Raw genomic sequence first — 23,538 nt, forward strand, 5'->3', positions numbered from 1 at the left:
GGTTCCTTTCTTGTTCCGGCACGTGGCCGCACAAGGATAACGGATAAACACCGGGTTAGTTGCGCATCGCGCGGCAAAAAGAAAAGCCGCCCCGGGCTGGGGCGGCTTGGGTCAGGCTGATTTCCGCTGGCCGGGCCAGGGCGCTAGGCGTCAGAGCGCCGGCGGCGGCACCATGCCGATGATGTCGTAGGTCTGGCGCAGGATCGGCGCGGTGATCGCGCGGGCGCGCTCGGCGCCGCGGGCCAGGATCTTGTCGATCTCGTCCTGCTGCTGCATCAGCCGCGCCATCTCGGTGGAGATCGGCGCCAGCTTGGAGACCGCCAGATCCGCCAGCATCGGCTTGAACTCTGAGAACTGGCGGCCGCCGACGTCGGCCAGCACCTGCTCCACGGTCTGCTCGTTCAGGGCCGCGTAGATATTGATCAGGTTGCGCGCTTCCGGGCGGTCCTCCAGGCCGTCCGCCTCGGAGGGCAGCGCCTCGGGGTCGGTCTTGGCCTTGCGGATTTTCTTGGCGATGGCGTCGGCGTCATCGGTCAGGTTGATGCGGCTGGCATCCGAGGGGTCCGATTTCGACATTTTCTTGGAGCCGTCGCGCAGGGACATCACCCGGGTGGCCGCGCCTTCGATCACCGGCTCGGTCTCCGGGAAGAAGTCCACGCCATAGTCGTGGTTGAACTTGATCGCGATGTCGCGGGTCAGCTCCAGATGCTGCTTCTGGTCCTCGCCCACCGGCACATGGGTGGCGTGGTAGACGAGAATGTCGGCCGCCATCAGCGCCGGGTAGGCAAACAGGCCCAGCGAAGCGTTCTGCTGGTTCTTGCCCGCCTTGTCCTTCCACTGGGTCATCCGCTGCATCCAGCCCATGCGGGCGACGCAGTTGAACACCCAGGCCAGCTGCGCGTGTTCCGGCACCTGGGACTGGTTGATCAGGATGGATTTCTCCGGGTCGATGCCGGCGGCAATGAAGCCGGCGCAGAGCTCGCGGGTGGATTTCTTCAGATCCGCGGGGTCCTGCCAGACGGTGATCGCATGCAGGTCGACCATGCAGTAGATGGTCTCGATATCCTTGGCCTGCCAGTCCACGAAGCGCTTCAGCGCACCGAGGTAATTCCCCAAGTGCAGGTTGCCCGAAGGCTGGATCCCCGAAAACACGCGCGGGGTGAAGCTGGTTTCGCTCATCGCGGAAACTCCCGTCTGGAATTATGCACCATCGTCGCTTACCCATGGGGCCAGGATAGGTCAACAGGCGCGGGGGATTCCGTGCCGCAAGGAGTCCGGATGAGCACCCAGCCCCATAATGCCCCCATCAACCCGCTGCCCGCCGCCGTGGTGGCGCTGGTGCTGGTCATCATCGGCATCGAGGCGGTGTTCTCGCTGGGCGCGCGCGGCATCCTGGGCGGTCCGGAGGCGATCGGCTGGCGGCTGGAAGCGGTGCAATCCTATGCGTTTTCCAGCGATATTTTCTGGTGGATGCAGGAAAGCGGGCGCTGGCTGCCGGAGCATCTGATCCGGTTTGTCAGTTATATCTTCGTGCATGGCGCCTTTACCCACGCGCTGTTTGTCTGCGTGTTTGTGCTGGCGATGGGCAAGATGGTGGGCGAGGTGATGGGAGACCTGGCAATGGTCCTCATCTTCCTGCTGTCCGGGGCCGGCGGGGCGCTGGGCTATGCGCTGCTGGTCAATTCGCCGGTGCCGCTGGTGGGCGGCTTTCCGGCCGTATACGGGCTGATCGGCGCGTTCACCTTCCTGCTGTGGCGCTCGCTGGCCTCTGTCGGGGCGCAGCAAGGACGGGCGTTCACGCTGATTGCCTTCCTGATGGGGGCGCAGCTGCTGTTCGGGCTGCTGTTTGGCGGCCAGAAGGACTGGGTGGCGGATCTGACGGGCTTTGCCACCGGGTTCGGCCTGTCGTTTTTCCTGGCGCCGGGCGGCTGGGCACGGATCAGGAACCGTATCCGCCACGATTGAGGCAAGGATCTCCCGCCCGCTGTTCAGGCCCCTGGCGGGGCATGTCCAGCCGTTGGGCCAGGCAGCGCGCGTTGCGCGCTGCGGAGGATTTGCCGAGAGGCGCTTCAGGGGCAGGTCTGCCCTGAAGGCGCCTTACTCAGTGTATTTCCGGCCAATCCCGTCTCAAGGGTGAACCGCGCGTGCCGCGCGGCGGCTATGCCGCCATTGACCCGGGATTTGCCGGGAGGTTTCAGCCCTGCTTCTTCAGCGGGCAGGTGCTGAGGCCAAGGATCTGATAGAGCGGGCAGTAGCCGATCAGGCCGGTCAGCAGCGGCACCAGGCCGATCAGCCCCCACAGGGTTTGCGGGCCGGTGAAGACCAGCGACAGCAGGATCAGGCCGAGGATGATGCGCAGGGCGCGGTCGAGAGTGCCTTCGTTGCGGGGCATTGTTCTGTCCTTTCGAACTCACTTGCGGAATTGCGAGTTCTTTCTAGGCCAGGCGCGGGGCGCTGTCGGTGACAGTGTCACCAAAGCTCAAGCTTAATCTTCCGCAATCTGCTCCAGCCCGCGGCGGTCAAGGATGCGCAGCTGGCCGCGGCCGGTTTCCACCAGCCCCATCCGGGCGAATTCCCGCAGCCGCCGGGTGACAAAGGCGCGGCCGGAAGCGGTTTCGGCGGCCAGCGCGTCATGGGTGATGCGGAGGCTGCCGCCTTCCCCTGCAAGCCGCAGCAGCACCCGGGCAAGGCGGGCATCAAAGCCGGTGAGGGCGACATCCTCCACCAGCTGTTCGTAATCGGCAAAGCGGCGGGCAACGGCGGTCAGCACTTCGCTGCGGAATGCGCCGTCCTCCGACATCGACTGGCGGAAGGCGGGATGCGGGATGATCTCGCCCTCCAGCGCGGTTTCTGCCACGCCCTCGGCCGCATAGCTGCGCCCGTCCGTCAGGCAGGCAAAGGTCTGCAGGCAGACGTCGCCGGGGCTGACGCGGTACAGCACGACTTCGCGGCCGTTGGCGGCGGTCAGGGTGACCTTGATGCTGCCGGAGGTGAGCCGGACAAAGCCGGGGCACTCCTGCCCGGGGCGGAACAGCACGGTGCCGGCGGGGCAGGAAAGGCGGCTCATGCCTGTTTCCGGCGGCTGAGGGCGCTGCGGAACTCCGACAGGCGGAAGGCGCCGAGGGCCTGACCGGCCGTGAAGTAGACCGTGCCGCCCAGCACCACCAGGCCAAGCAGCGACAGGTAGCGCCAGTAGTCCAGCGTGAACAGCCAGCCCGCGGCGGCGGCCACCGTGTAGAGCACCGCCCCCATGACGGCGGAGGCCGCCAGGATGCGCCAGGCGCGGCGGCGGAAGCGGGCGTCGAACCGGGCCCCCTCCCCCATGCCGCGGGCGCCGAGGGCCAGCAGCGCCACCATTGCCCAGCCTGCGGCAGAGGCGGCAATGGCGGGGGCGATCCAGCCCAGCGCCGGTTTCAGGCCAAAGGCCAGGCCTGCGTTCACCACCATGGCCACCAGCGCATAGCGGAACGGGGTCCTGGTGTCCTCGCGCGCAAAATACAGGGGCTGCAGCACCTTTTGCAGCATGAAGGCAGGCAGCCCTGCGCCGTAGATGGCAACGGCAATGGCGATGGCGGCCACATCCTCCGGGCCGGTGGCACCGCGTTCATAGAGAACCGAGACCAGCGGCACCGGAACCGTCATGAAGGCCACGGCCGAGGGCACCGCCAGCAGCAGCGAAAACTCCCCCGCGCGCGACAGGGCGTCCTGGGAGCCGGTGCTGTCGCCTGCGCGCAGGCGGCGGGACAGCGCGGGCAGCAGCACGATGCCGACGGCAATACCCACCACGCCCAGCGGCAGCTGGTAGAGGCGGTCGGCAATGAACAGCCAGCTGGCCGCCTTTTCGATGTCGGATGCCACATACTGGCCGACAACAAGGTTGATCTGGGTGACCCCCATGGCCAGGGCGGCGGGCACCGCCACCCGCACCAGATCGCGCATCTCGGCATTCCAGCGCGGCAGGCCGGGGCGAAGGACAAAGCCTGCGCGGGCCGCCGCGGCCCAGACCAGCGCCAGCTGGGCCACGCCGGCCACCGGAATGGTCCAGACCAGCCAGACGATCACGTCACCGCCCAGCACTGCGCCGGCCGTCATGGCCGCGCAGGTGAAGATGTTGAGCAGCACCGGCGCCGCCGCGGCGGCGGCAAACCGCCCGGTGGCGTTCAGCACCCCGGAGAAGAGGGCTGCCAGCGACATGAACAGGATGTAGGGAAAGACGATGTGGCCGTACCCCACAGCCATGTCGAAGCGCGCATCGCCGACGAATCCGCCCGCCGTCAGCCAGACCAGCCCGGGCATGAACACCATGGCCAGCCCGACCAGCGCCAGCACTGCCGCCGCCAGCAGGTTGAAGGCCTGCTGGGCATAGTGTGCGGGGTCCTCGCCTGCCTCATAGCGTTTGGAGAAGGCCGGGACGAAGGCTGCGTTGAAGGCGCCTTCGGCAAAGAAGCGGCGGAACATGTTGGGCAGGCGGAAGGCCACGATGAAGGCGTCCAGAACCGGTCCGGGCCCGATGAAGGCGGCAATCAGGATCTCGCGGGCAAAGCCCAGAAGGCGGCTGGCCAGCGTCCAGAACCCGACGGTCAGGAAGCCCGACAGCAATTTGATCGGTTTCATGTATCCGCCCGTTTTGCGCCTTCGGCAATGGCTGCGCGCAGCTTCTTCTCCAGCGTCCGCTGCTTGGACTCCGAGTAGTATTTCAAACCGAACATGTCCTTGACATAGAAGGCATCCACCACCTGCTCGCCATAGGTCGCGATCACCGCATTGGCAATATAGACATTGGCAGCCGCCAGGGTGCGGGCCAGATCGTACAGCAAGCCGGGCCGGTCGCGGGTATCGACCTCGATGATGGTGTAGATCTCCGAACCCTCGTTATCGAAGGTGATATGGGTCGGCACCTTGAAGGCGCGTTCCCGCTTCTTGATCTTGTCGCGGGATTTCAGAGCGTCGCGGGTGATGACCTCGCCCTTGAGGGTCTTTTCGATCATCTGCTTGAGCCGGTGCAGGCGGATCGGATCGAAGGGGTGGCCTTCGCTGTCCTGAATCCAGAAGGCATCGGTCACATAGCCGTCCTTGGTGGTGTAGGAACGCGCGTCCACCACATTGGCGCCGACCAGAGCCAGGGCGCCCACGATGCGGGCAAAGATGCCCGGGTGGTCCTCCATCACGAAACAGGCGCGGGTCGCGTCGCGGTCCACATCCGGATAGAGCCGGATCATCACCTCGCCAGGATCCCCCTTGGCGGTGAAGTCGCGCAGCATTTCGGCAAAGTCCACATGCGCGGTCACATGCAGCCCGTGCCAGTAGGGCGGGTAGTGGCGGGCGGTCTCGGTCTTGAGGTCGGCCTTGGACCAGTCCGGCAGCGCCTCGCGCAGGGCCTTCTTGGCCGACGCGCCGCGGTGTTCGCGGTTCAGCGCCTCCATGCCGCCCTCCAGCGCAGCGCGGGTCTGGGCGTAGAGCGCCCGCAGCAGCGCGGCCTTCCAGTTGTTCCAGGTGTCCGGGCCGACGCCGCGGATATCGCAGACGGTCAGCAGCAGCAGAAGGTCCAGCCGTTTGACAGTCTGCACAGCCTTGGCGAAGTCGCGCACCGTGCGCGGGTCGGCGATGTCGCGCTTCTGCGCCATGTCCGACATCAGCAGGTGATAGCGCACCAGCCATTCCACGGTTTCGCATTCCGAAGGCTTCAGCCCCAGCCTGGGCGCCACCTTGCGGGCGATCTGGGCGCCCAGGATCGAATGGTCCTGCTCGCGGCCCTTGCCGATGTCATGCAGCAGCATCGCCACCATCAGCACCTTGCGGTTCAAGCCCTTGCGCAGGATTTCAGAGGAGAGCGGCAGTTCGTCCTCCAGCTCGCCGCGCTCGATGGCGGCATAATTGGCGATGACCTGAATGGTGTGCTCATCCACCGTGTAGGAATGATACATGTTGAACTGCATCATCGCCACGATGGGTTCGAACTCCGGCAGGAAGGCCGACAGCACACCGAGTTCGTTCATCCGCCGCAGGGCGCGTTCGGAATTGCCGTGTTTCAGCAGAAGGTCGAGGAAAAGCTTCCGCGCCTCCTTGTCGTTGCGCATGTCCTCGTCGATCAGGTGCAGGTTGGCCGTCACCAGCCGCATCGCGTCCGGGTGGATCAGCATGCCGGTGCGCAGCGCTTCCTCGAACAGCCGCAGCAGGTTGACCCGGTCTTCCAGGAAGGCCTTGGGGTCGACCACATCCAGCCGGTTGTGCACCACTTTGTAGCCGGGCTTGATCCGCGGGCGGCGGCGGAAGATCCGCTCTAGGAGCGGCGCGTTCTTCTGCTGGCTGGCCTCCAGCTTGGTCAGGAAGATGCGGGTGAGGTCGCCGACCCGGGTGGCGTGGCGGAAATACTCCTGCATGAACACTTCCACGCCGCGGCGGCCGGCCTTGTCCTCGTAGCCCATGCGGCTGGCCACCTCGACCTGCAGGTCGAAAGTCAGCTGCTCGGTGGCGCGCCCGGTTGCCAGATGCAGATGCGCGCGCACCGCCCACAGGAACGTGGCGGCCTTGGCAAACAGCTCCATCTCCTCGGCGCGGAACAGCCCCAGCGGCACCAGTTCCTCGGCATCTTTCACCTGGTAGAGATACTTGGCGATCCAGAACAGCGACTGCAGGTCGCGCAGGCCGCCCTTGCCCTCCTTCACGTTGGGCTCGACCATATAGCGCTGGCCCTGCTTCAGGTGGCGGGCATCCCGTTCAGCCAGCTTGGCTTCGACAAATTCCTGCGCGTCCTGGGAAAACAGCTCCTTCTTGAGGCGCTTGTCCAGCTCCTTGGCCAAGGGGGCGTGGCCTGCCAGGAACCGGTGCTCCAGCATTGCCGTGCGGATGGTGTAGTCTTCGCTGCCCAGCCGGATGCAGTCCTTGATGGTGCGGCTGGCATGGCCCACCTTCAGCCGCAGGTCCCACAGGATGTAAAGCATGGATTCAATCACGCTCTCCGCCCAGGCGGTGATCTTGTAGGGGGTCAGGAACAGCAGGTCGACGTCCGAGGCCGGCGCCATTTCCCCCCGGCCGTAACCGCCCACCGCCAGTACCGCGATGCGCTCGCCCTGGGTCGGGGTGGCCAGCGGGTGCAGCAGCTCGCCGGCGACATAAAGCGCGGTGGTCACCAGCCCGTCGGTCAGGAAGGTGTAGGAGCGGGCCATCTCCCGCGCGGCAAAGGGCTGCGCAGCAAAGGCCTCGGCAATTGCTGCGCGGCCGGCCTTGTTGGCGGCCTTCAGGATTTTCACCGTCTCGCTGCGCAGGGCCGCGGCGGGCGTGTCCTCTGCCAGCGCCTTGATCTGCGCCCGGATGCTGCCGGCGTCAAAGATGTCCGGCGGGCTGCAGATCAGCGGTCCCAGCGGTTGCGGCAGGCCATTGGCAGAGGCTTTTGCAGGGCGGGCGGCAGGGTCAGAAACCGGCGCCTGCGAAGCTGCTTGGGGCTGGGTCAATGATCACGACTTTCTGTTCTTGGATGGAGGCAACCGCCAGACCGCGCTCATTGGTGCCGTCGGGCCGCAGACGGAAGATGCCGCCTGCGCCTTGGAAGCCTGCGCCCTGGGTCAGGGCGCCCGCGGTCAGGGCGTCGGACTTGCCGGCCGCAACCAGCGCGCCGATGGCGGCGATGCCGTCATAGGCCAGGCTGCCGATGGAATGCGGAGCGGCGCCATAGCTTGCCTGGTAGCGGGCGCTGAACTGCTGCACCTTGCTTTGATCCGGCAGGGCGAACCAGCCGCCCTGCACGCCGGGCAGGGACAGGGTCTGCGGCGGGATATCCCAGCGGGTCAGGCCGATGTACTGCTTTTCTGCCGGATCGACACCGGCTTCCGGCATCAGCTGCGCCAGCAGCGGCAGCGCACCGGCGGTTGTCGACGTCAGGAACACGGCGTCTGCGCCGGCGGCTTCGCTGCGGATGGCGGGGATGGCGTTGATCACGCCTTGCTGGGACAGCTCATAGCCGACGCTGCCCGCGACGCTGGCGCCGGTTTCGCTGGCCGCGCGCTGGATCGCGTTGCGGCCTGCCACGCCCGCGGCATCATTGCCGCCGACGATCAGGATGTTGCGCTTGCCGTTGCGGGCGGCAAAGCTGGTCAGCCGCCGCGCGGTGTTGTCGAAGGTCGGCCCGAGGATAAAGACGTTGCCGCCGGCAATGGCCGGGTTGTTGGAAAAGGCCAGCACGTTCACGCCGCGCTGGCGGGCCGTGATGCCGGCCGCATTGGCGGCTTCGGCATAAACCGGGCCTAGAATGACCCGGGCGCCGTCGCTCAGCGCCTGCTGCGCGGCGCTGGAGGCCACCTCGGGGCTGCCTGCGGTGTCATAGACCCGCAGGTCGATCTGCACGCCGTCCAGATCGGCAATTGCCATGCGGGCGGCGTTTTCCAGGCTCTTTGCCAGCACGCTGTCGCCCTGCTGCGCAGAGCCGCGCGGCACCAGCAGCGCCACCGGAACGGGTTTGGAGGTGTTAATGGTCGGGCCGGTGCCAACGGCAATCGGGTCACAGGCGGTAAGGGCAATGGCGGAAACTGCCGCGGCGGCTGTCAGAGCCGCCTTGCGGGCGCGTTTGAAAACAGCAAACATAATGGCTTGAAACTCCGTTCTCCCGGCGCGGCAGCGCCGTGTGGGTTTTAGGGCGGATCATAAACGACCAAAAAGGCGGGTCCAGCGTTGAATCACCAGAATGTCATATTGTCCCCCGGGCTGTACTTTGTTGCCACGCCGATCGGCACCGCCCGCGACATTACCCTGCGGGCGCTGGATGTGCTGGCTTCGGCCGATGTGCTTGCGGCTGAGGATACACGCTCGCTGCGCAAGCTGATGGAGATTCACGGGGTGCCGCTGGGCGGGCGGCGGATCATCGCCTACCACGACCACAGCGGCACCGGCGCGCGGGCCAAACTGCTGGAAGCGATTGGCGAGGGGAAATCGGTTGCCTACGCGTCTGAGGCCGGGATGCCGCTGATTGCGGACCCCGGCTTTGACCTCAGCCGTGCGGCGGCGGAGGCGGGCCATACCGTCACGTGCGCCCCCGGGGCCTCTGCCGCGGCCACCGCGCTGACGCTGGCAGGGCTGCCGACAGATGCGTTCTTCTTTGCAGGCTTCCTGCCCAATGCCTCGGGTGCCCGGCGCAAGCGGCTGGAAGAACTGCGGGAAATTCCCGGCACGCTGATTTTTTATGAATCGCCGAAACGGGTGGCCGCCTCGGTTGCCGACATGGCGGCGGTGCTGGGCAACCGCCCTGCCGCGCTGTGCCGCGAACTGACCAAGAAATTCGAGGAGGTGCGCCGGGCGCCGCTGACCGATCTGGCAGCGGGTTTGGAGGAAAGCCCGGTCAAGGGCGAGATCGTGCTGCTGGTCGACCGCGCGCAGGAGGCGGAAGTCAGCGAGGGTGATCTGGAAAGCGACCTGCAGGCCGCGCTGCAGGGCAATTCGGTCAAGGATGCCGCCGGGATCGTTGCCGAGATGCACGGGCTGCCCCGGCGCAAGGTCTACCAGATGGCTTTGCAGCTGGCGAAGGGCGGCTGAGGCATGACACGCGCCCGCCAGCACCGCGGCGCCCGCGCGCATCTGGCCGGCGAGGCGGCGGAGGAAATCGTGGCGCGCCACTATGAAAACCGCGGCTACTCCGTGGCCGAGCGGCGCTGGCGCGGGCCGGGCGGCGAGATCGACCTGATCCTGCGCGGCCCCGGGGAACTGGTGTTTGTCGAGGTGAAGCACAGCGCCACCAGCGCAAGCGCGGCCCGGCGCATCACACCGCGGCAGGCGGAGCGGATCTATGCCAGTGCCGGGCAGTATCTGGAGTACGAGCCGCAGGGCCAGCTGACGCCGGTGCGGTTCGACGCGGCGCTGGTGGACGGCTCAGGCGCGGTGGAGATCATTGAAAACGCCTTCGGGATGGACTGAACTGCGCCTGACCCATTGAACCCGGGACAGCGCTGGGCCATGTATTTGGCCAGTTTACAAGGGATACTGCCATGAAGATCGCCTTTCAGATGGACCCGGTCATGGGCGTGGACATCAATGCGGACAGCAGCTTCCGCCTGGCCGAAGAAGCCCAGGCGCGCGGCCATGAGCTGTTTTTCTACACCCCGGACCACCTGGCCTATCAGGAGGGCCATGTCACCGCCCGCGGCCATGACATGACCGTTCAGCGGGTCGAGGGCGTTCCGGCGGTGCTGGGGGCGGAGCGGGAGGTGGACCTCGGCACTTTCGATGTGGTCTGGCTGCGCCAGGACCCGCCCTTTGATATGCATTACATTACCTCGACGCACCTCCTGGACCGGCTCAAGGGGCAGACGCTGGTGGTGAATGATCCTTTCTGGGTACGCAACTATCCGGAAAAGCTGCTGGTGCTGGACTTCCCGGATCTGACCCCGCCCACGGCGATTGCCCGCGACCTGCAAACCATCAAGGCGTTCAAGGAAAAGCACGGCGACATCATCCTGAAGCCGCTTTACGGAAACGGCGGGGCAGGGGTGTTCCGGCTCGACCACGGCGACCGCAACCTGACCGCATTGCACGAGTTGTTCACAGGCTTCAGCCGCGAGCCGCTGATCGTGCAGAAATTCCTGCCTGACGTCAGCAACGGTGACAAGCGGGTGATCCTGGTCGACGGCGAGCCAGTGGGAGCGATCAACCGGGTGCCTGCGGCAGGTGAAACCCGCTCGAACATGCATGCCGGCGGGCGCCCGGAAAAGACCGGCCTTACTGAGCGCGACCTGGAAATCTGCGCCGCCATCGGCCCGCTGCTGCGCGAAAAGGGCCAGATCTTTGTCGGCATCGACGTGATCGGCGACTACCTGACCGAGATCAACGTGACCTCACCCACCGGCATTCAGGAGCTGGAGCGTTTTGACGGGGTGAACATCGCCGGGAAGGTCTGGCAGGCGATCGAAGCCAAGATCAGCTGATGAGCTGGCAGCGCCGCGCCATCAACACATGGATGCGCTATGGCATGAAACCGGTGCTGCAACTGACCAGCAACCCGGAGCTGGCGCGCAGGGTATTTGAAGCCTTTGCGCCCCGGCTTTATCCGGCGTTGCCGTTTACCAGGCTGCAGCGGCGGCCTGCGCCTGTGCCGCTGAAGCTGGTGTCCTGCGGGCAAGTGCGGCGCGGGCAGATCATTCTTTTCCTGCATGGCGGCGCCTATCTGGCAGGCAGCGCGCGTGCCTATCAGGGGATGCTGTCCCGCCTGTCACGGGCGTCCGGGCTGGAGATTGCAGTGCCGGATTACCGGCTGTTGCAGCAGGCCCCCTTTCCGGCGGCTTACGAGGATGCCCGGGCAGCTTGGGTATATCTGCGCCAAAGGGGGTATGCAGCCAGGGATATACTGCTGGCCGGTGACAGTGCCGGCGGCGGGCTGGCGCTGGCGCTTCTTGCGGGTCTTCTGGAGGAGGGAGAACGCCCCGCGGGCCTTGCCGCCTTCTCCCCGTGGTGCGACCTGACCCTGAGCGGGGCCAGCATTCAATCCAATCGGAACAGGGATGTGATCATTCCGGCCGGCCGGATGAAAGAGGTTGTGGATCAATACCTTGCGGGTGCGGACCCGGCAGATGTGCGGGCGTCGCCGCTGTTCGCCCGCTTCCCCGACCCGCCGCCGGTGCTGATTCAGGCTGGCGACAGCGAAGTGCTGCTGTCAGATGCGCAGCGCATGGCGCAGCTGCTGGAAGCCTCGGGCGGCGAGGTGCGCTTCAGCCTGTGGCAGGATGTTCCCCATGTCTGGCAGTTCATGGCGGGCCACTTGCCCGAAGGCCAGGCCGCATTGGAGGAGGCCGCAGCCTTTGCCGCGGATGTGCTCGGCAGCGCATCAGCGTGACGGCGGCAGCCGGAAGCTCAGCGCCTCGGCAAAATGCGGCCGCTGCACCTGTGCCTCGCAGGCCAGATCCGCAATCGTGCGCGCAACCCGCAGCACCCGGTGGTAGCCGCGTGCGCTGAGGCCGAAGCGTTCGGCGGCCCGGACCAGCAGGGCGCGGCTTTCGGCGTCCGGGGCGGCGATGTCCTCCAGCAGCGCGCCTTCGGCATCGGCGTTCTGGCGCAGGCCGGGGTGGGTGCGGAACCGGGCCGCCTGCATTTCGCGGGCATCTGCCACCCGCTGCGCGACTTCAGCCGAGCCCTCGGCGCTGGGCGGCAGCTCCAGATCGGCCACATCCACGGGCGGCACGTCCAGATGCAGGTCGAAGCGGTCCAGCAGCGGGCCGGAAATCCGGCCCAGATAGTTTACTCCGCAAATGGGGGCCTGGGAACAGGCGCGGTTGGCATCGGCCAGATAGCCGCATTTGCAGGGATTGGCGGCCGCCACCAGCATGAAGCGGCTGGGGTATTTCACGTGGGCGTTGGCGCGCGCCACCATCACCTCGCCGGTTTCCAGCGGCTGGCGCAGGGTTTCCAGCACCGGGCGGCCGAACTCCGGCAGCTCGTCCAGGAACAGCACGCCGTTGTGGGCCAGGCTGATCTCGCCCGGCTGCGCCCGCCGCCCGCCGCCGGCGATTGCGGCCATGGAGGCAGTGTGGTGCGGCTCGCGGAAGGGGCGGGCGCGGCTGATGCCGCCTTCGTCGATCAGCCCGCACAGGGAATGGATCATCGAGGTTTCCAGCGCCTCAGCCGGGGACAGCGGCGGCAGGATCGAGGGCAGCCGCGCTGCCAGCATCGACTTGCCCGACCCCGGCGGGCCGACCATCAGCATGTGATGGCGCCCGGCGGCAGCGATTTCCAGCGCGCGTTTGGCGGTCTCCTGGCCTTTGACGTCGCGCAGATCCTTGCCGCCCAGACCGAGGACAGCTTCGCCCGGCATGGCAGGTTCAATGCGCCGCTGGCCTGTGAAATGCTGCACCGCCTCCGTCAGGGTGGCAGCGCCGATCACCTGCGCGGCGTCGACCCAAGCCGCCTCCGGTCCTGAGGGTTTCGGGCAAAGCAGCATCCGGCCTTCCTCAGCCGCCGTTACCGCTGCGGGCAGGGCGCCGGCCACGGGCATCAGCTGGCCGTCCAGCGAGAGTTCTCCAAGAGCAATGGTCTCCTCGGCTTTCTCCGCCGGGATAATGCCAATGGCGGCCAGCAAGGCGAGTGCAATCGGCAGGTCGAAATGGCTGCCCTCCTTGGGCAGGTCCGCGGGGGACAGATTTATGGTGATCCGGCGCGATGGCAGGGCGATGGACATTGCCGCGAAGGCGGCACGCACCCGCTCGCGTGCCTCTTGCACCGCCTTGTCCGGCAAGCCGACCACCGAGAAGGCGGGCAAGCCAGGGGCAACCGCGCATTGCACCTCAACCTGGCGGGCTTCGACGCCCTGAAATGCCACCGTGTAAGAACGTGCCGTCATCTCTCCCCGCCTTCTGAAAGGTCAGGGAGAGATGCTTGGCAATCGTGGTTTCCGATTGGTTAACGTGCGTGGCGGCGAGCCGCGAATTCACGCAGAATTCGCGCAGGCCGCCGGTTCAGTCCAGGGACCAGGGCCGCTTCGGCAGGTCCATCGCATAGGGTTCCGGGTCATAGCTGACCTCATGCGCCTTCTCCTGCCATTGCAGGAAAACCGGGTCCGACAGCAGCAGTTTGCAATAGGAGCGGGTTTCAGAGGAAACCGGCAGGCCGTACCCCACGATCCGGGCCGCAACCGGGGTGTAGAACACATCCGCCAGCGAATACGCCCCGAACAGGTAACCGCTGTCTTGGCCGGATACCTTGCGGGCGTGGGCAAACAGCGCCTCGATCCGGTCCAGGTCGGCCTTCACGCCGCGCGACACCTCGAAGCCGTCATAGACATGGGCCAGCTGCATCGGGCATTCACCGCGCAAGGCTGAAAATCCTCCAACCATTTCCGCCGCCAGCCAGCGTGCTGTGGCGCGTTCTGCCGGATCTGCGGGCCAGAGGCCGGCGTCCGGGTGGCGTTCGGCCAGGGTCTCGGCAATGGCCAGGCTTTCGCCGACAACCATGCCTTCCGGCGTGCGCAGTGCGGGTACCAGCCGTGCCGGGGCCAGATGCGCCATTTCCTGCGCCATGGTTCCGGAATAGAGCCCCACCATACGCACCGTATGGGGCAAAGAGAATTTTTCGAGCATGAGCCAGCCGCGCAATGACCAGCTGGAATACATGCGGTCGCCAATATAGATTTCATAAGCCATGGCAGGAGGCTAGCGCCGGGCGGCGCATTTCAAAATGGAATGTTTGTGATGCCAACCGTCACGGCAGGTGATTGATCACACCCGCCCGCCAGCCATCGGGGCCATAGGAGACCTCGCTGACCGACAGGTTGTCGATCCGGTGGGCAAAGGCCTCTTCCGCCGTGAGCATTTCCGCCCGCTGGATCTGGGTCAGGATCTGGCCGAAATGGCCGACCACGACCAGGTCGCGGCCCCGGTGCGCTGCGATCAGACCGTCAATTTCCGCATTCACACGGTTGCAGACCTGGTGCCAGCTTTCACCGCCCGGCGGGGTGACATCGCCCGGCGTTTCCCAATAGGCGCGGATGCGCTCCGGGTCTTCGGCGTCCACCTCGGCCCAGGTGCGCAGCTCCCAGGCGCCGAAATGAATTTCTCTCAGGGCCCCGGTGTGGGGCAGGCGCTCCCGGCTGCCCTGTATGGCCGTGGCGGTTTCCACCGCCCGGGACAGGTCGGAGGACACCACCAGCGCCCCGGCGGGCAGGTATTCCGACAGGCGGTTGAGGGCGGCGGTATCTGACAGGTCCGCAGGCAGGTCGGACCAGCCGACCATGCATTTCGCATGGGTTGGGCCGTGCCGCACCAAGAACAGCCGGGTGATCACAGCGCCCCCTTCAGAACCAGGGGCAGGCCGGCAGTCACCTGAACCACCGTATCCGCCCGCGCGGCCAATGCGATGTTGAGCCGCCCCTGGGCTTCGCGGAACCGGCGTGCCAGCTTGTTTTCCGGGACAATGCCAAGCCCGGTTTCATTGGAGACAATCACCAGGTCCGCCTTGCAATGATCGATCGCGGACAGCAGCTCAGCCTGAGCGGCCTCCAGATCATGCTCTGCCAGCAGGTGATTGGTCAGCCACATCGTGGCGCAATCCATCAGGCAGACCTGACCCGGCGACAGCGGCGCCAAGACGTGCGCAGCTGTTTCCGGTTCTTCGATAGTGGCCCATCCAGCCCCTCTTTGTTCGAGGTGCCGGGACACTTTTTCGCGCATTTCACTGTCGAATATTTGTGCAGTCGCCCAGTAAACTTTATCTTTTCCGGTGTTTACGCACAGCTGCTCGGCAAATGCCGACTTGCCTGAGGCGGCGCCCCCCAGAATAAAAGTTACATTTGACGGCATTTTTTGCTAACCTATGAGTCCGAAGCCGTTCCTGTGGGTAACTGCAGGGCCCGGTGAAGACAAGAGACCGCAGCATCCCGGGGTTCCGCTTTTTATGGCCGGGAAAGCCTGCGCAGGGGCCAAGATACTATTTAACTTTTCCGTTTTGGCCTTTGGATGAGCCGAGAGACGCATCCCGCGCTGTTGCTGCCGGACTATTAAAAACCGGGCCCCCGATTGTTCCAAACACGCCCCCAGGCGGCAGTTTGTTAATTAGTTTCCGGGGGGAAATCACATGGCACTTGATCAAACAGTGGAAAATCCATTGCCGAGACAGGCAATGAAGGCGGAACTGCTGGACGCAGAGACCGAGCGGCGCCTGGCCTATGCCTGGCGCGACGACCGCGACGTGCAATCGCTGCACCGGCTCATCAACGCCTATATGCGCCTGGCCATTTCGATGGCGGCCAAGTTCAAGCGGTACGGGGCGCCGATGAACGATCTGATCCAGGAGGCCGGGCTGGGCCTGATGAAAGCGGCGGACAAGTTCGATCCGGACCGCGGCGTGCGCTTCTCGACCTATGCGGTCTGGTGGATCAAGGCGTCGATCCAGGACTATGTGATGCGCAACTGGTCGATGGTCCGCACCGGGTCCACCTCGTCGCAGAAATCGCTGTTCTTCAACATGCGCCGGGTTCAGGCGCAGTTCGAGCGCGAGGCGCGCGCATCCGGGTTAAAGCTCGACCGGCACCAGCTGCACCAGAAGATTGCCAGCGAAATCGGTGTGCCGCTGCGCGATGTCGAGATGATGGAGGGGCGCTTGTCCGGCGCTGACTTCTCGCTCAATGCGATCCAGTCCGCGGACGAGGAAGGCCGCGAATGGATCGATGCGCTGGAAGATGAATCTTCTCAGGCTGAAGAACTGGTGCAGGAGCGGCATGACCGCCGCCAGCTGCGCAAATGGCTGGTGTCGGCGCTGCAGGCGCTGAACGACCGCGAGCGTTTCATCATCACAGAGCGCAAACTGCGGGAGCGCCCGCGCACGCTGGAAAGCCTGGGCACCGAGCTGGGCCTGTCAAAGGAGCGGGTGCGCCAGCTGGAGGCCGGAGCCTTCCAGAAAATGCGCAAATGCCTTGAAGGCCAGTCCCGCGAGGTGCACAGATTGCTTTCATGAGAAAGCGGATCAATATCTTGAAAATGATTGCAAGCGCCGCCGGATTGGCGGCGCTTTGCGTGTCTGGCGCCCGCGCGGATACGCTGTCCGGCGCCTTGGATGCCTTGCGCGGAGCCGATGTGGTGATTCTCGGCGAGGTGCATGACAACCCCATGCATCACCAGCGGCAGGCGCAGCTTCTGTTGGAACTGCAGCCCAAGGCCGTGGTCTGGGAAATGATCACAGCAGAACAGGCGGGCGGGCTGGATCCGGACACGCTTGCCGATGCAGAGCAAACAGCAAAACAGCTCGGCTGGGATGCAAGCGGCTGGCCGGAGTTCCGCCTGTACGCACCGGTTTTTGCTGCGGCGAAAGGCGCGAGGCAGTACGGCGCGCTGGTGCCGCGGGAGGAAGCGTCTGAAGCTTTGGAGCAAGGGGTCGCTGCCTATTTCGGAGTGGAAGCCTCTGCGCGCTTTGGCCTGGACCAGCCGCTGCCGGACGCGGAACAGGCCGCTCGGGAAGCGGACCAGCAGGCCAACCACTGCAATGCTATGCCGCTGGAGATGCTGCCGGTGCTGGTGGATTTCCAGCGTTTGCGGGATGCCAGCCTGGCCGCTGCCGCAGACAAGGCGCTGGCAGACACCGGCGGTCCGGTTGCCGTTATCACCGGCAATGGCCATGCCCGCACCGACCGGGGGCTGGCCGTCTATCTGGCGAAGGCCCGTCCCGATGCAGAGATCCGCAGCCTGGGGCAGTCGGAGGACGGGCTGATCAGCGGGCAATTTGATCTGGTGCTGGATGCTCCATCGGTCGAGCGGCCTGATCCCTGCCTCGCATTCCGCAAGGACGGCTGACTGCTTCACTCTTGTGCCGCGCCGCAGTAAGGTCGCGGGAAACCGGGCGAGGACGCGCAAATGCTGGCTGGCAAACATATTCTACTGATCATCGGCGGCGGTATTGCAGCCTATAAGTCGCTGGAACTGATCCGCCGTCTGCAGGATCAGGGCGCCCGGGTGACGCCGGTGCTGACCAGGGCCGGCGCGGAGTTCGTGACGCCCCTGTCGGTTTCGGCCCTGGCCGGGACAGCGGTGCATCAGGAGCTGTTCGACCTGACGGCAGAGGCCGAGATGGGCCACATCCAGCTGTCGCGCAGCGCTGATTTGCTGGTGGTGGCGCCGGCCACTGCCGATCTGATGGCGAAAATGGCGCAAGGCTTTGCAAATGACCTCGCCTCGACCCTGTTGCTGGCGACCGACACGCCGGTGCTGCTGGCGCCTGCGATGAACGTCCGCATGTGGGAGCACCCGGCAACGCAGCGCAACCTTGAAACCCTGAAAGAGGACGGTGTGTCTTTCATCGGCCCCAACGACGGCAGCATGGCCTGCGGCGAGTTCGGTCCCGGCCGGATGGCGGAGCCGGAGGAAATCCTGGCGGCGATTGCGGCCAAACTCGCGGATGGTCCGCTGAAGGGCAAGCGCATCCTGGTGACCTCCGGCCCCACGCATGAGCCGATCGACCCGGTGCGCTACATTGCCAACCGTTCCTCCGGGGCGCAGGGGGCAGCGGTGGCCCGTGCTCTGCGCGATCTGGGAGCGGAAGTGGTGTTCATCACGGGCCCGGCAGCGGTCCGGCCCCCCGAGGGCGTGCAGGTTGTACCGGTGGAAAGCGCCCGCGAGATGGAGGCGGCGGTGCAGGCGGCTTTGCCTGCGGATGCCGGCGTTTTTGCGGCCGCAGTGGCGGACTGGCGGGTGGCCAGCGCCTCCGACCGGAAGCTGAAAAAATCCAAGGACGGGCTGCCGGTGCTGGAGTTTGCGGAAAACCCCGACATCCTGAAGACCGTCTCGCAGATGAAGAACGGCCGCCCCGGGCTGGTGGTCGGCTTTGCGGCCGAGACCAACGACGTGGTGGAAAACGCCACTGCCAAGCGCAAGCGCAAGGGCTGCGACTGGATCGTGGCCAATGACGTCTCCCCCGCGACCGGCATCATGGGGGGCAGCGAAAACGCGGTGATCCTGATCTCTGACGAAGGCGCCGAGGAGTGGCCGCGGATGGGAAAGGACGAAGTCGCCCGCAAGCTGGCGGAACGGATCGCGGCGGCGCTGGCCGGGTGAGTTTGAGTATTTGAGCAAAGAAGAAGCAGGGGCGCTGTGATGGTGACTATCCGTGTGATCCACGATGAGGGGGCAGACCGGGATGTGCCGCTGCCGTCGTATGAAACTGCCGGTGCCGCCGGTGCTGACCTGCGCGCCAACCTGCCGGACCGCGGCTGCCTGGTGCTGCAGCCGGGGGCGCGCAATCTGGTGCCGACCGGGCTGCGGATCGAGATCCCGGCAGGCTATGAGGTGCAGATCCGCCCCCGCTCCGGGCTGGCGCTGAAGCATGGCATCACCCTGCCCAATACGCCGGGCACCATCGACGCCGATTACCGCGGCCCGCTGGGGGTGATCCTGATGAATGCCGGGCAGGAGCCATTTCAGATCGCGCACGGCGACCGCATTGCGCAGATGGTGGTGGCGCCGGTTCTGCAGGCGCGGTTTGAAGTTGCAGATGCGCTTTCCGGAACTGAGCGGGGCGACGGCGGGTTCGGCTCCACCGGGCAGGCCTGATGCTGCGGATCCTGGTCCTGGCAGCGCTGATCTGGTGGGGCGGGCGCTTCCTTGGCCTGCCCCGCAATCTGCGCATAACGCTGCTGGCGGTGCTGTTCATCGCTGTGCTGGCAGTGCAGCTGACCCTGCCGGACGGGCACCCCTTGCGCGAAGGCACAGGCGGCTCTGCGGCGCCCTGGCTGTTGCTGGGCGGCTTTGCCCTTGTGGCCGGTTTCTATGCGCGTATCGTGACGGCTTTGAAAAACCGCGCCCAGCCACAGGAAGCAGAGATGAGCCAGCCTGCCAGCACCTTTACCGAAAGCGAGCTTGACCGCTATGCCCGCCACATCGTCCTGCGGGAACTGGGCGGGCCGGGGCAGAAGAAACTGAAGAAAGCCAAGGTGCTGGTGATCGGCGCGGGTGGGCTGGGGGCGCCTGCGCTGCAATACCTCGCGGCGGCCGGCGTCGGCACCATCGGGGTGATCGACGACGATGTGGTCGACAATGCCAACCTGCAGCGCCAGGTGATCCACCGGGACGAGGACATCGGCAAGCCCAAGGTGTTCTCGGCCCAGGCCGCGATGCAGGCGCAGAACCCCTATGCGGAGGTGCGCCCGTACAACCGCCGCCTGACCGAAGAGATCGCGGCAGAGCTGTTTGCCGATTATGATCTGATCCTCGACGGCACCGACAATTTTGAAACCCGCTATCTGGCCAACCGTACCGCGGTGGCGCTGGGCAAACCGCTGATCTCCGGCGCGCTGTCGCAGTGGGAGGGGCAGCTGAGCGTGTTCCATCCTGCCAACGACGGTCCCTGTTACCAGTGCATCTTCCCGGAGGCGCCCGCTGCCGGTCTTGCGCCCAGCTGTTCCGAGGCGGGTGTGATCGGTCCGCTGCCCGGGGTGGTCGGGTCGATGATGGCGGTGGAGGCGGTCAAGCAAATCACCGGTGCCGGAGCGGTGCTGCGGGGCGAGATGCTGATCTATGACGGGCTTTACGGTGAAACCCGCAAAATCCGCCTGTCCCGCCGGGCGGATTGCCCGGCCTGCGGCGGCAAGGCGGAAAGCTGATTCCTGCCAGTGAACGAAGCCTATTTCATCGCGCTCCTGTGCAGTGCCCTGTTCGGCGGCCAGCCGGAACGGGTGCATGATTTCACCTATCCCGGCGGCGCCGCCTCGATCCGCACCGATTGCGAGAACGAAAACCGGGTCATCGAGTTCGGGCTGGACAAGCGCAGCAGCCTCGACAGCCTCCAGCAGGCGCTGTTTGCAGCAGAGATCACCGGCAAGGAGCCGGTGGTCGTGCTGATCGACACCGATGGCAAAATGGGCCGGTTCGAATGGCGCATCGCCCGTGCGGCCAATATCGCTGACGTGCCCATCCGCATCATTCCGGCAGAGCTGACGGAGGGTGATGGGGCGGGCGGCTGAGGTGCCGGTGCCGCGCAAGGAAAGGTCAATTGCAGCTCCCTGTCTTTGCCGCTAGCGTCGCCTGCAAAGGAGACCTCTCATATGTCCAACCCGCTTCTGTCCCGCTGGGACACGCCGTTTGAAATTGCCCCGTTCAACAGCATTTCCGACGATGACTTTGCCCCAGCGCTGGAGCAGGCGCTGGAGGCGCACAAGGCGCAGATCGATACCATCGCGAACAGTTCCGAGCCGCCCGGCTTTGCCAATGTGATCGAGGCGCTGGAGACACCCTGCCGCGAGCTGGAGCAGGTGCTGGGCGTGTTCTTCACCGTGGCCGGCGCCGACAGCAACCCCAGGCGGGAAGAGCTGCAGAGGGCGTTCTCTCCGAAACTTGCCGCGCATTTCTCCGCCATCACCGCCAACAAGGCGCTTTATGCGCGCATCAAGGCGGTGTGGGACCAGCGCGAGCAACTGGACCTGACGGCGGAGCAGCAGCGGGTGCTGATGCTGACACACCGCGGCTTTGTCCGCGGCGGCGCGGCGCTGGAAGGTGACGCCGACACGCGGATGCAGGAGATCAAGGGGCGGCTGGCCACCCTGGGCACCCAGTTCACCCAGAACCTGCTGGCGGATGAGCGCAAGTGGTTCATGGAGCTCAGCGAGGAGGATCTGGAAGGCCTGCCGGATTTCGTGGTCAAGGCGGCCCGCGCGGCTGGCGAGGAAAAGGGCGCAGGCGGCGCGGTGGTCACCCTGTCGCGGTCGCTGATCACGCCGTTCCTGCAATTTTCGCCCCGCCGTGACCTGCGCGAGAAAGCCTTCAACGCCTGGGCCGCCCGCGGCGCCAATGGCGGCGAGACCGACAACCGCGCCATCGCAGCGGAGATCTTGCAGCTGCGTGAAGAACGCGCGCAGCTGCTGGGCTACGAAAACTTCGCAGCCTACAAGCTGGAAACCGAAATGGCCAAGACGCCGGAGGCCGTGCGCGGGCTCTTGATGGAGGTCTGGGGGGCTGCCAAGTCGCGCGCTGATCAGGATGCGAAGATCCTGACTGAAATGATGCAGGCGGACGGAGTCAACGGCGATCTGGAACCCTGGGACTGGCGCTACTACGCGGAGAAACGCCGCAAGGCCGAGCATGACCTGGATGAGGCTGCGCTGAAGCCCTACCTGCAGCTGGACCGGCTGATCGAGGCATGTTTTGCCTGCGCCAACCGCCTGTTCGGGCTGGAGTTCAAATCGCTGGAGGTGCCGCTTTACCACCCCGACTGCCGCGCCTGGGAAGTGACCCGGGACGGTAGCCATGTGGCGGTCTTCATCGGCGACTATTTCGCACGCGGCTCCAAGCGCTCTGGCGCCTGGTGCTCGGCCATGCGGCAGCAGGCCAAGTTCCCGCACGTGCAGGCGCCGGTGGTGATCAACGTCTGCAATTTCGCCAAGGGCGATCCGGCGCTGCTGTCCTGGGACGACGCCCGCACCCTGTTCCATGAGTTCGGCCACGCACTGCACCAGATGCTGTCGGATGTGACTTACGAGAGCATCTCGGGCACCTCGGTGGCGCGCGACTTCGTGGAGCTGCCTAGCCAATTGTATGAACACTGGCTGGAAGTGCCGGAGGTGCTGCAGGAGTTTGCCACCCACGCGGAAACCGGTGAGCCGATGCCGCAGGAGATGCTGGAGAAGGTGCTGGGGGCGGCCAATTTCGACATGGGCTTCCAGACGGTGGAATATGTTGCCTCCGCCCTGGTCGACCTCGCCTTCCACGACGGGGCGGCACCCTCCGACCCGATGGCCAGGCAGGCCGAGGTGCTGGAGGAAATCGGCATGCCGCGGGCGATCATCATGCGCCACGCCACGCCGCATTTCGCGCATGTGTTTGCAGGCGACGGCTATTCCTCCGGCTACTACAGCTACATGTGGTCGGAGGTGATGGACGCCGACGCCTTTGCCGCTTTTGAGGAAGCGGGCGGGGCCTTTGACGCGGAACGCGCCAAGGCGCTGGAGGAACACATTCTGTCCACAGGCGGCTCCGCTGATCCGGCAGAGCTGTACAAAGCTTTCCGCGGGCGGCTGCCCGGTGTGGATGCGCTGTTGAAAGGCCGCGGCCTGGCCGCGGAATAAGGAAAGCGCCCTGACGGGCGCTGCCTCTGGTCTGAGTATTTTCAGGAAAGATGAAAGAGCGGGCGCGCCAGTCCGCTCTTTTGCGCTCAGTAGCCGAGGCTGCGGTCGACCAGATGCAGCAGCGGCTCGCCTGCCTCGGCGCGGCGGATGTTTTCGGCAATCACCTCCGCCGCGGTGCTTTCGCGGGTTTCCGAGGCGATATGCGGGGTCACCGTCACATTGGGATGCGCCCAATAGGGGTGTTCCGGCGGCAGCGGCTCGATGCGGAACACGTCCAGCGTGGCATGGCCGACCCGGCCGCTGTCCAGTGCCGCCAGCAGTGCCGCGTCATCAATCAGCGGCCCGCGGCCCGGGTTGATGATCCTGGCCCCCTTGGGCAGCAGCGCCAGGGTATCCGCATCCAGGGTGTTTTCGGTGGCGGGCGTATCAGGCAGCAGCAGAATGACGATCTCCGCCTGCGCCAGTGCCGCCTTCAGCCCGTCGGCGCCGGAGTGGCAAATCACACCAGCAATCTCTTTCTGTGTCCGGCTCCAGCCCGAAACCTGAAACCCGAGCGCAGCCAATGCCTGGGCCGAAGCGGTGCCGAGGGCGCCAAGGCCCAGCACAGTCACGCGGCGGTCCTTGGCCAGCGGCGGGGCCTTGGGTTCCCAGTGCCCGTTCTGGCCGAGGATATGCGCGTCCATGCCCAGGTGGTAGCGCAGCGAGTGGCCCACCACCCATTCGGTCATGCCCCGCTCCAGCCCGCTGTCCACCATCCGGGTGAGCGGCAGTTCGGCGGGCACAACAGGCACGATTTTCTCGACACCTGCCCACAGGCTCAGAACCGCTTTCAGGCGGGTGAAGGGGGTGAAATCGCTGACCGGACCGCTGGGGGCGTAGACAATGTAATCCACCTCCTCCGGCGCAAATTCATTGCGCAGATCGGCATCCACGCCAAGCCGGGCAAGCTCTGCCTTCAAAAGCGTTTCATAGGCTGGCCAGGCGTCGGGGCGGCCTGCAAACAGGACATTGGCGGTCATGGAAACTCC

Annotated in this window: 23 protein-coding genes; 12 read left to right on the top strand and 11 right to left on the bottom strand. The window is 65.6% G+C overall.

Annotated features, from left to right (window positions below):
- Positions 1-150 precede the first annotated feature (150 nt).
- The gene (trpS, locus tag LHL23_RS10345) at positions 151-1,179 is read right to left on the bottom strand and encodes a tryptophan--tRNA ligase (protein WP_222481756.1); all 1,029 of its coding nucleotides are present in this window, start codon (positions 1,177-1,179) and stop codon (positions 151-153) included.
- A 99-nt stretch (positions 1,180-1,278) separates the two neighbouring features.
- Here trpS and LHL23_RS10350 point away from each other — a divergent pair, with 99 nt between their 5' ends.
- A complete protein-coding gene (locus LHL23_RS10350) occupies positions 1,279-1,965 on the top strand; it encodes a rhomboid family intramembrane serine protease (protein WP_222481757.1) in 687 nt (228 codons plus the stop codon).
- Between the two features lie 229 nt (positions 1,966-2,194).
- On the opposite strand, the gene LHL23_RS10355 is transcribed toward LHL23_RS10350, so the two are convergent.
- The 5 genes from LHL23_RS10355 to LHL23_RS10375 all read right to left on the bottom strand — a co-directional run bounded on the left by LHL23_RS10355 (position 2,195) and on the right by LHL23_RS10375 (position 8,577).
- Entirely contained in the window at positions 2,195-2,392 is a 198-nt protein-coding gene (locus LHL23_RS10355) for a YgaP family membrane protein (RefSeq protein ID WP_222481758.1), read from the bottom strand.
- 93 nt (positions 2,393-2,485) lie between these two features.
- On the bottom strand, positions 2,486-3,067 hold the full coding sequence (locus LHL23_RS10360; RefSeq protein ID WP_226429792.1) for a Crp/Fnr family transcriptional regulator: 582 nt from the start codon (positions 3,065-3,067) through the stop codon (positions 2,486-2,488).
- Entirely contained in the window at positions 3,064-4,614 is a 1,551-nt protein-coding gene (gene murJ / locus LHL23_RS10365; protein WP_226429793.1) for a murein biosynthesis integral membrane protein MurJ, read from the bottom strand. Before murJ ends, LHL23_RS10360 begins: the two co-directional genes overlap by 4 nt.
- Positions 4,611-7,451, bottom strand: a complete 2,841-nt coding sequence (locus LHL23_RS10370; RefSeq protein ID WP_226429794.1) for a [protein-PII] uridylyltransferase — start codon at positions 7,449-7,451, stop codon at positions 4,611-4,613. The genes murJ and LHL23_RS10370 overlap by 4 nt, the downstream gene beginning before the upstream one ends.
- Entirely contained in the window at positions 7,411-8,577 is a 1,167-nt protein-coding gene (locus LHL23_RS10375) for a penicillin-binding protein activator (RefSeq protein ID WP_226429795.1), read from the bottom strand. Before LHL23_RS10375 ends, LHL23_RS10370 begins: the two co-directional genes overlap by 41 nt.
- An 87-nt stretch (positions 8,578-8,664) precedes the next feature.
- Between LHL23_RS10375 and rsmI the strand changes: the two genes are divergently transcribed.
- From rsmI to LHL23_RS10395, 4 genes are all read left to right on the top strand, one after another.
- A complete protein-coding gene (gene rsmI, locus LHL23_RS10380; protein ID WP_222481763.1) occupies positions 8,665-9,522 on the top strand; it encodes a 16S rRNA (cytidine(1402)-2'-O)-methyltransferase in 858 nt (285 codons plus the stop codon).
- Positions 9,523-9,525: 3 nt separating this feature from the next.
- Positions 9,526-9,900 (top strand): YraN family protein, encoded by a 375-nt coding sequence (locus tag LHL23_RS10385; protein WP_226429796.1) that lies wholly within the window; start codon positions 9,526-9,528, stop codon positions 9,898-9,900.
- Between the two features lie 71 nt (positions 9,901-9,971).
- Positions 9,972-10,907: a glutathione synthase gene (gshB, locus tag LHL23_RS10390; RefSeq protein ID WP_226429797.1), complete on the top strand. Its 936-nt coding sequence runs from the start codon at positions 9,972-9,974 to the stop codon at positions 10,905-10,907.
- On the top strand, positions 10,907-11,812 hold the full coding sequence (locus LHL23_RS10395; protein ID WP_226429798.1) for an alpha/beta hydrolase fold domain-containing protein: 906 nt from the start codon (positions 10,907-10,909) through the stop codon (positions 11,810-11,812). The genes gshB and LHL23_RS10395 overlap by 1 nt, the downstream gene beginning before the upstream one ends.
- On the opposite strand, the gene LHL23_RS10400 is transcribed toward LHL23_RS10395, so the two are convergent.
- The 4 genes from LHL23_RS10400 to cobU all read right to left on the bottom strand — a co-directional run bounded on the left by LHL23_RS10400 (position 11,804) and on the right by cobU (position 15,266).
- Entirely contained in the window at positions 11,804-13,312 is a 1,509-nt protein-coding gene (locus LHL23_RS10400) for a YifB family Mg chelatase-like AAA ATPase (protein ID WP_226429799.1), read from the bottom strand. The genes LHL23_RS10395 and LHL23_RS10400 overlap by 9 nt on opposite strands.
- Before the next feature lie 115 nt (positions 13,313-13,427).
- Positions 13,428-14,111: a glutathione S-transferase gene (locus LHL23_RS10405; protein WP_226429800.1), complete on the bottom strand. Its 684-nt coding sequence runs from the start codon at positions 14,109-14,111 to the stop codon at positions 13,428-13,430.
- A 58-nt stretch (positions 14,112-14,169) separates the two neighbouring features.
- Positions 14,170-14,751 carry a histidine phosphatase family protein gene (locus tag LHL23_RS10410; protein ID WP_226429801.1) on the bottom strand — a complete coding sequence of 194 codons (582 nt, stop codon included), beginning with the start codon at positions 14,749-14,751 and terminating at the stop codon, positions 14,170-14,172.
- Complete coding sequence (gene cobU / locus LHL23_RS10415) at positions 14,748-15,266, bottom strand: bifunctional adenosylcobinamide kinase/adenosylcobinamide-phosphate guanylyltransferase (protein ID WP_226429802.1); 519 nt, start codon at positions 15,264-15,266, stop codon at positions 14,748-14,750. The genes LHL23_RS10410 and cobU overlap by 4 nt, the downstream gene beginning before the upstream one ends.
- 274 nt (positions 15,267-15,540) lie before the next feature.
- Between cobU and LHL23_RS10420 the strand changes: the two genes are divergently transcribed.
- The 7 genes from LHL23_RS10420 (at position 15,541) to LHL23_RS10450 (ending at position 22,510) form a co-directional block, all read left to right on the top strand.
- Positions 15,541-16,419 (top strand): RNA polymerase factor sigma-32, encoded by an 879-nt coding sequence (locus LHL23_RS10420; RefSeq protein ID WP_222481771.1) that lies wholly within the window; start codon positions 15,541-15,543, stop codon positions 16,417-16,419.
- Between the two features lie 23 nt (positions 16,420-16,442).
- Positions 16,443-17,252, top strand: coding sequence for a ChaN family lipoprotein (locus tag LHL23_RS10425; RefSeq protein WP_226429803.1), 810 nt, complete (start codon positions 16,443-16,445; stop codon positions 17,250-17,252).
- A 60-nt stretch (positions 17,253-17,312) separates the two neighbouring features.
- Positions 17,313-18,509 (top strand): bifunctional phosphopantothenoylcysteine decarboxylase/phosphopantothenate--cysteine ligase CoaBC, encoded by a 1,197-nt coding sequence (gene coaBC, locus LHL23_RS10430; RefSeq protein WP_226429804.1) that lies wholly within the window; start codon positions 17,313-17,315, stop codon positions 18,507-18,509.
- A gap of 39 nt (positions 18,510-18,548) precedes the next feature.
- A complete protein-coding gene (dut, locus tag LHL23_RS10435) occupies positions 18,549-19,004 on the top strand; it encodes a dUTP diphosphatase (protein WP_226429805.1) in 456 nt (151 codons plus the stop codon).
- The gene (locus LHL23_RS10440; protein ID WP_226429806.1) at positions 19,004-20,053 is read left to right on the top strand and encodes a HesA/MoeB/ThiF family protein; all 1,050 of its coding nucleotides are present in this window, start codon (positions 19,004-19,006) and stop codon (positions 20,051-20,053) included. Before dut ends, LHL23_RS10440 begins: the two co-directional genes overlap by 1 nt.
- 9 nt (positions 20,054-20,062) lie before the next feature.
- Positions 20,063-20,413, top strand: coding sequence for a hypothetical protein (locus tag LHL23_RS10445; RefSeq protein WP_226429807.1), 351 nt, complete (start codon positions 20,063-20,065; stop codon positions 20,411-20,413).
- Positions 20,414-20,494: 81 nt separating this feature from the next.
- Positions 20,495-22,510 (top strand): M3 family metallopeptidase, encoded by a 2,016-nt coding sequence (locus LHL23_RS10450; RefSeq protein WP_226429808.1) that lies wholly within the window; start codon positions 20,495-20,497, stop codon positions 22,508-22,510.
- A gap of 86 nt (positions 22,511-22,596) precedes the next feature.
- Here the strand turns inward: LHL23_RS10450 and LHL23_RS10455 are convergent, their stop codons facing one another.
- Positions 22,597-23,529: a 2-hydroxyacid dehydrogenase gene (locus LHL23_RS10455; protein ID WP_226429809.1), complete on the bottom strand. Its 933-nt coding sequence runs from the start codon at positions 23,527-23,529 to the stop codon at positions 22,597-22,599.
- Between the last annotated feature and the right edge of the window lie 9 nt (positions 23,530-23,538).

This window comes from Leisingera sp. McT4-56 (genome assembly GCF_020514995.1).
In the GTDB taxonomy this organism is placed as follows: domain Bacteria; phylum Pseudomonadota; class Alphaproteobacteria; order Rhodobacterales; family Rhodobacteraceae; genus Leisingera; species Leisingera aquaemixtae_A.

What these genes read in the sequence shown, in the direction of transcription:
- trpS (WP_222481756.1), bottom strand. Translation starts at nt 1,179, where the DNA reads ATGAGCGAAACCAGCTTCACCCCGCGCGTGTTTTCGGGGATCCAGCCT.
- LHL23_RS10350 (WP_222481757.1), top strand. Translation starts at nt 1,279, where the DNA reads ATGAGCACCCAGCCCCATAATGCCCCCATCAACCCGCTGCCCGCCGCC.
- LHL23_RS10355 (WP_222481758.1), bottom strand. Translation starts at nt 2,392, where the DNA reads ATGCCCCGCAACGAAGGCACTCTCGACCGCGCCCTGCGCATCATCCTC.
- LHL23_RS10360 (WP_226429792.1), bottom strand. Translation starts at nt 3,067, where the DNA reads ATGAGCCGCCTTTCCTGCCCCGCCGGCACCGTGCTGTTCCGCCCCGGG.
- murJ (WP_226429793.1), bottom strand. Translation starts at nt 4,614, where the DNA reads ATGAAACCGATCAAATTGCTGTCGGGCTTCCTGACCGTCGGGTTCTGG.
- LHL23_RS10375 (WP_226429795.1), bottom strand. Translation starts at nt 8,577, where the DNA reads ATGTTTGCTGTTTTCAAACGCGCCCGCAAGGCGGCTCTGACAGCCGCC.
- LHL23_RS10385 (WP_226429796.1), top strand. Translation starts at nt 9,526, where the DNA reads ATGACACGCGCCCGCCAGCACCGCGGCGCCCGCGCGCATCTGGCCGGC.
- gshB (WP_226429797.1), top strand. Translation starts at nt 9,972, where the DNA reads ATGAAGATCGCCTTTCAGATGGACCCGGTCATGGGCGTGGACATCAAT.
- LHL23_RS10395 (WP_226429798.1), top strand. Translation starts at nt 10,907, where the DNA reads ATGAGCTGGCAGCGCCGCGCCATCAACACATGGATGCGCTATGGCATG.
- LHL23_RS10400 (WP_226429799.1), bottom strand. Translation starts at nt 13,312, where the DNA reads ATGACGGCACGTTCTTACACGGTGGCATTTCAGGGCGTCGAAGCCCGC.
- LHL23_RS10405 (WP_226429800.1), bottom strand. Translation starts at nt 14,111, where the DNA reads ATGGCTTATGAAATCTATATTGGCGACCGCATGTATTCCAGCTGGTCA.
- cobU (WP_226429802.1), bottom strand. Translation starts at nt 15,266, where the DNA reads ATGCCGTCAAATGTAACTTTTATTCTGGGGGGCGCCGCCTCAGGCAAG.
- LHL23_RS10420 (WP_222481771.1), top strand. Translation starts at nt 15,541, where the DNA reads ATGGCACTTGATCAAACAGTGGAAAATCCATTGCCGAGACAGGCAATG.
- LHL23_RS10425 (WP_226429803.1), top strand. Translation starts at nt 16,443, where the DNA reads ATGATTGCAAGCGCCGCCGGATTGGCGGCGCTTTGCGTGTCTGGCGCC.
- coaBC (WP_226429804.1), top strand. Translation starts at nt 17,313, where the DNA reads ATGCTGGCTGGCAAACATATTCTACTGATCATCGGCGGCGGTATTGCA.
- dut (WP_226429805.1), top strand. Translation starts at nt 18,549, where the DNA reads ATGGTGACTATCCGTGTGATCCACGATGAGGGGGCAGACCGGGATGTG.
- LHL23_RS10440 (WP_226429806.1), top strand. Translation starts at nt 19,004, where the DNA reads ATGCTGCGGATCCTGGTCCTGGCAGCGCTGATCTGGTGGGGCGGGCGC.
- LHL23_RS10450 (WP_226429808.1), top strand. Translation starts at nt 20,495, where the DNA reads ATGTCCAACCCGCTTCTGTCCCGCTGGGACACGCCGTTTGAAATTGCC.
- LHL23_RS10455 (WP_226429809.1), bottom strand. Translation starts at nt 23,529, where the DNA reads ATGACCGCCAATGTCCTGTTTGCAGGCCGCCCCGACGCCTGGCCAGCC.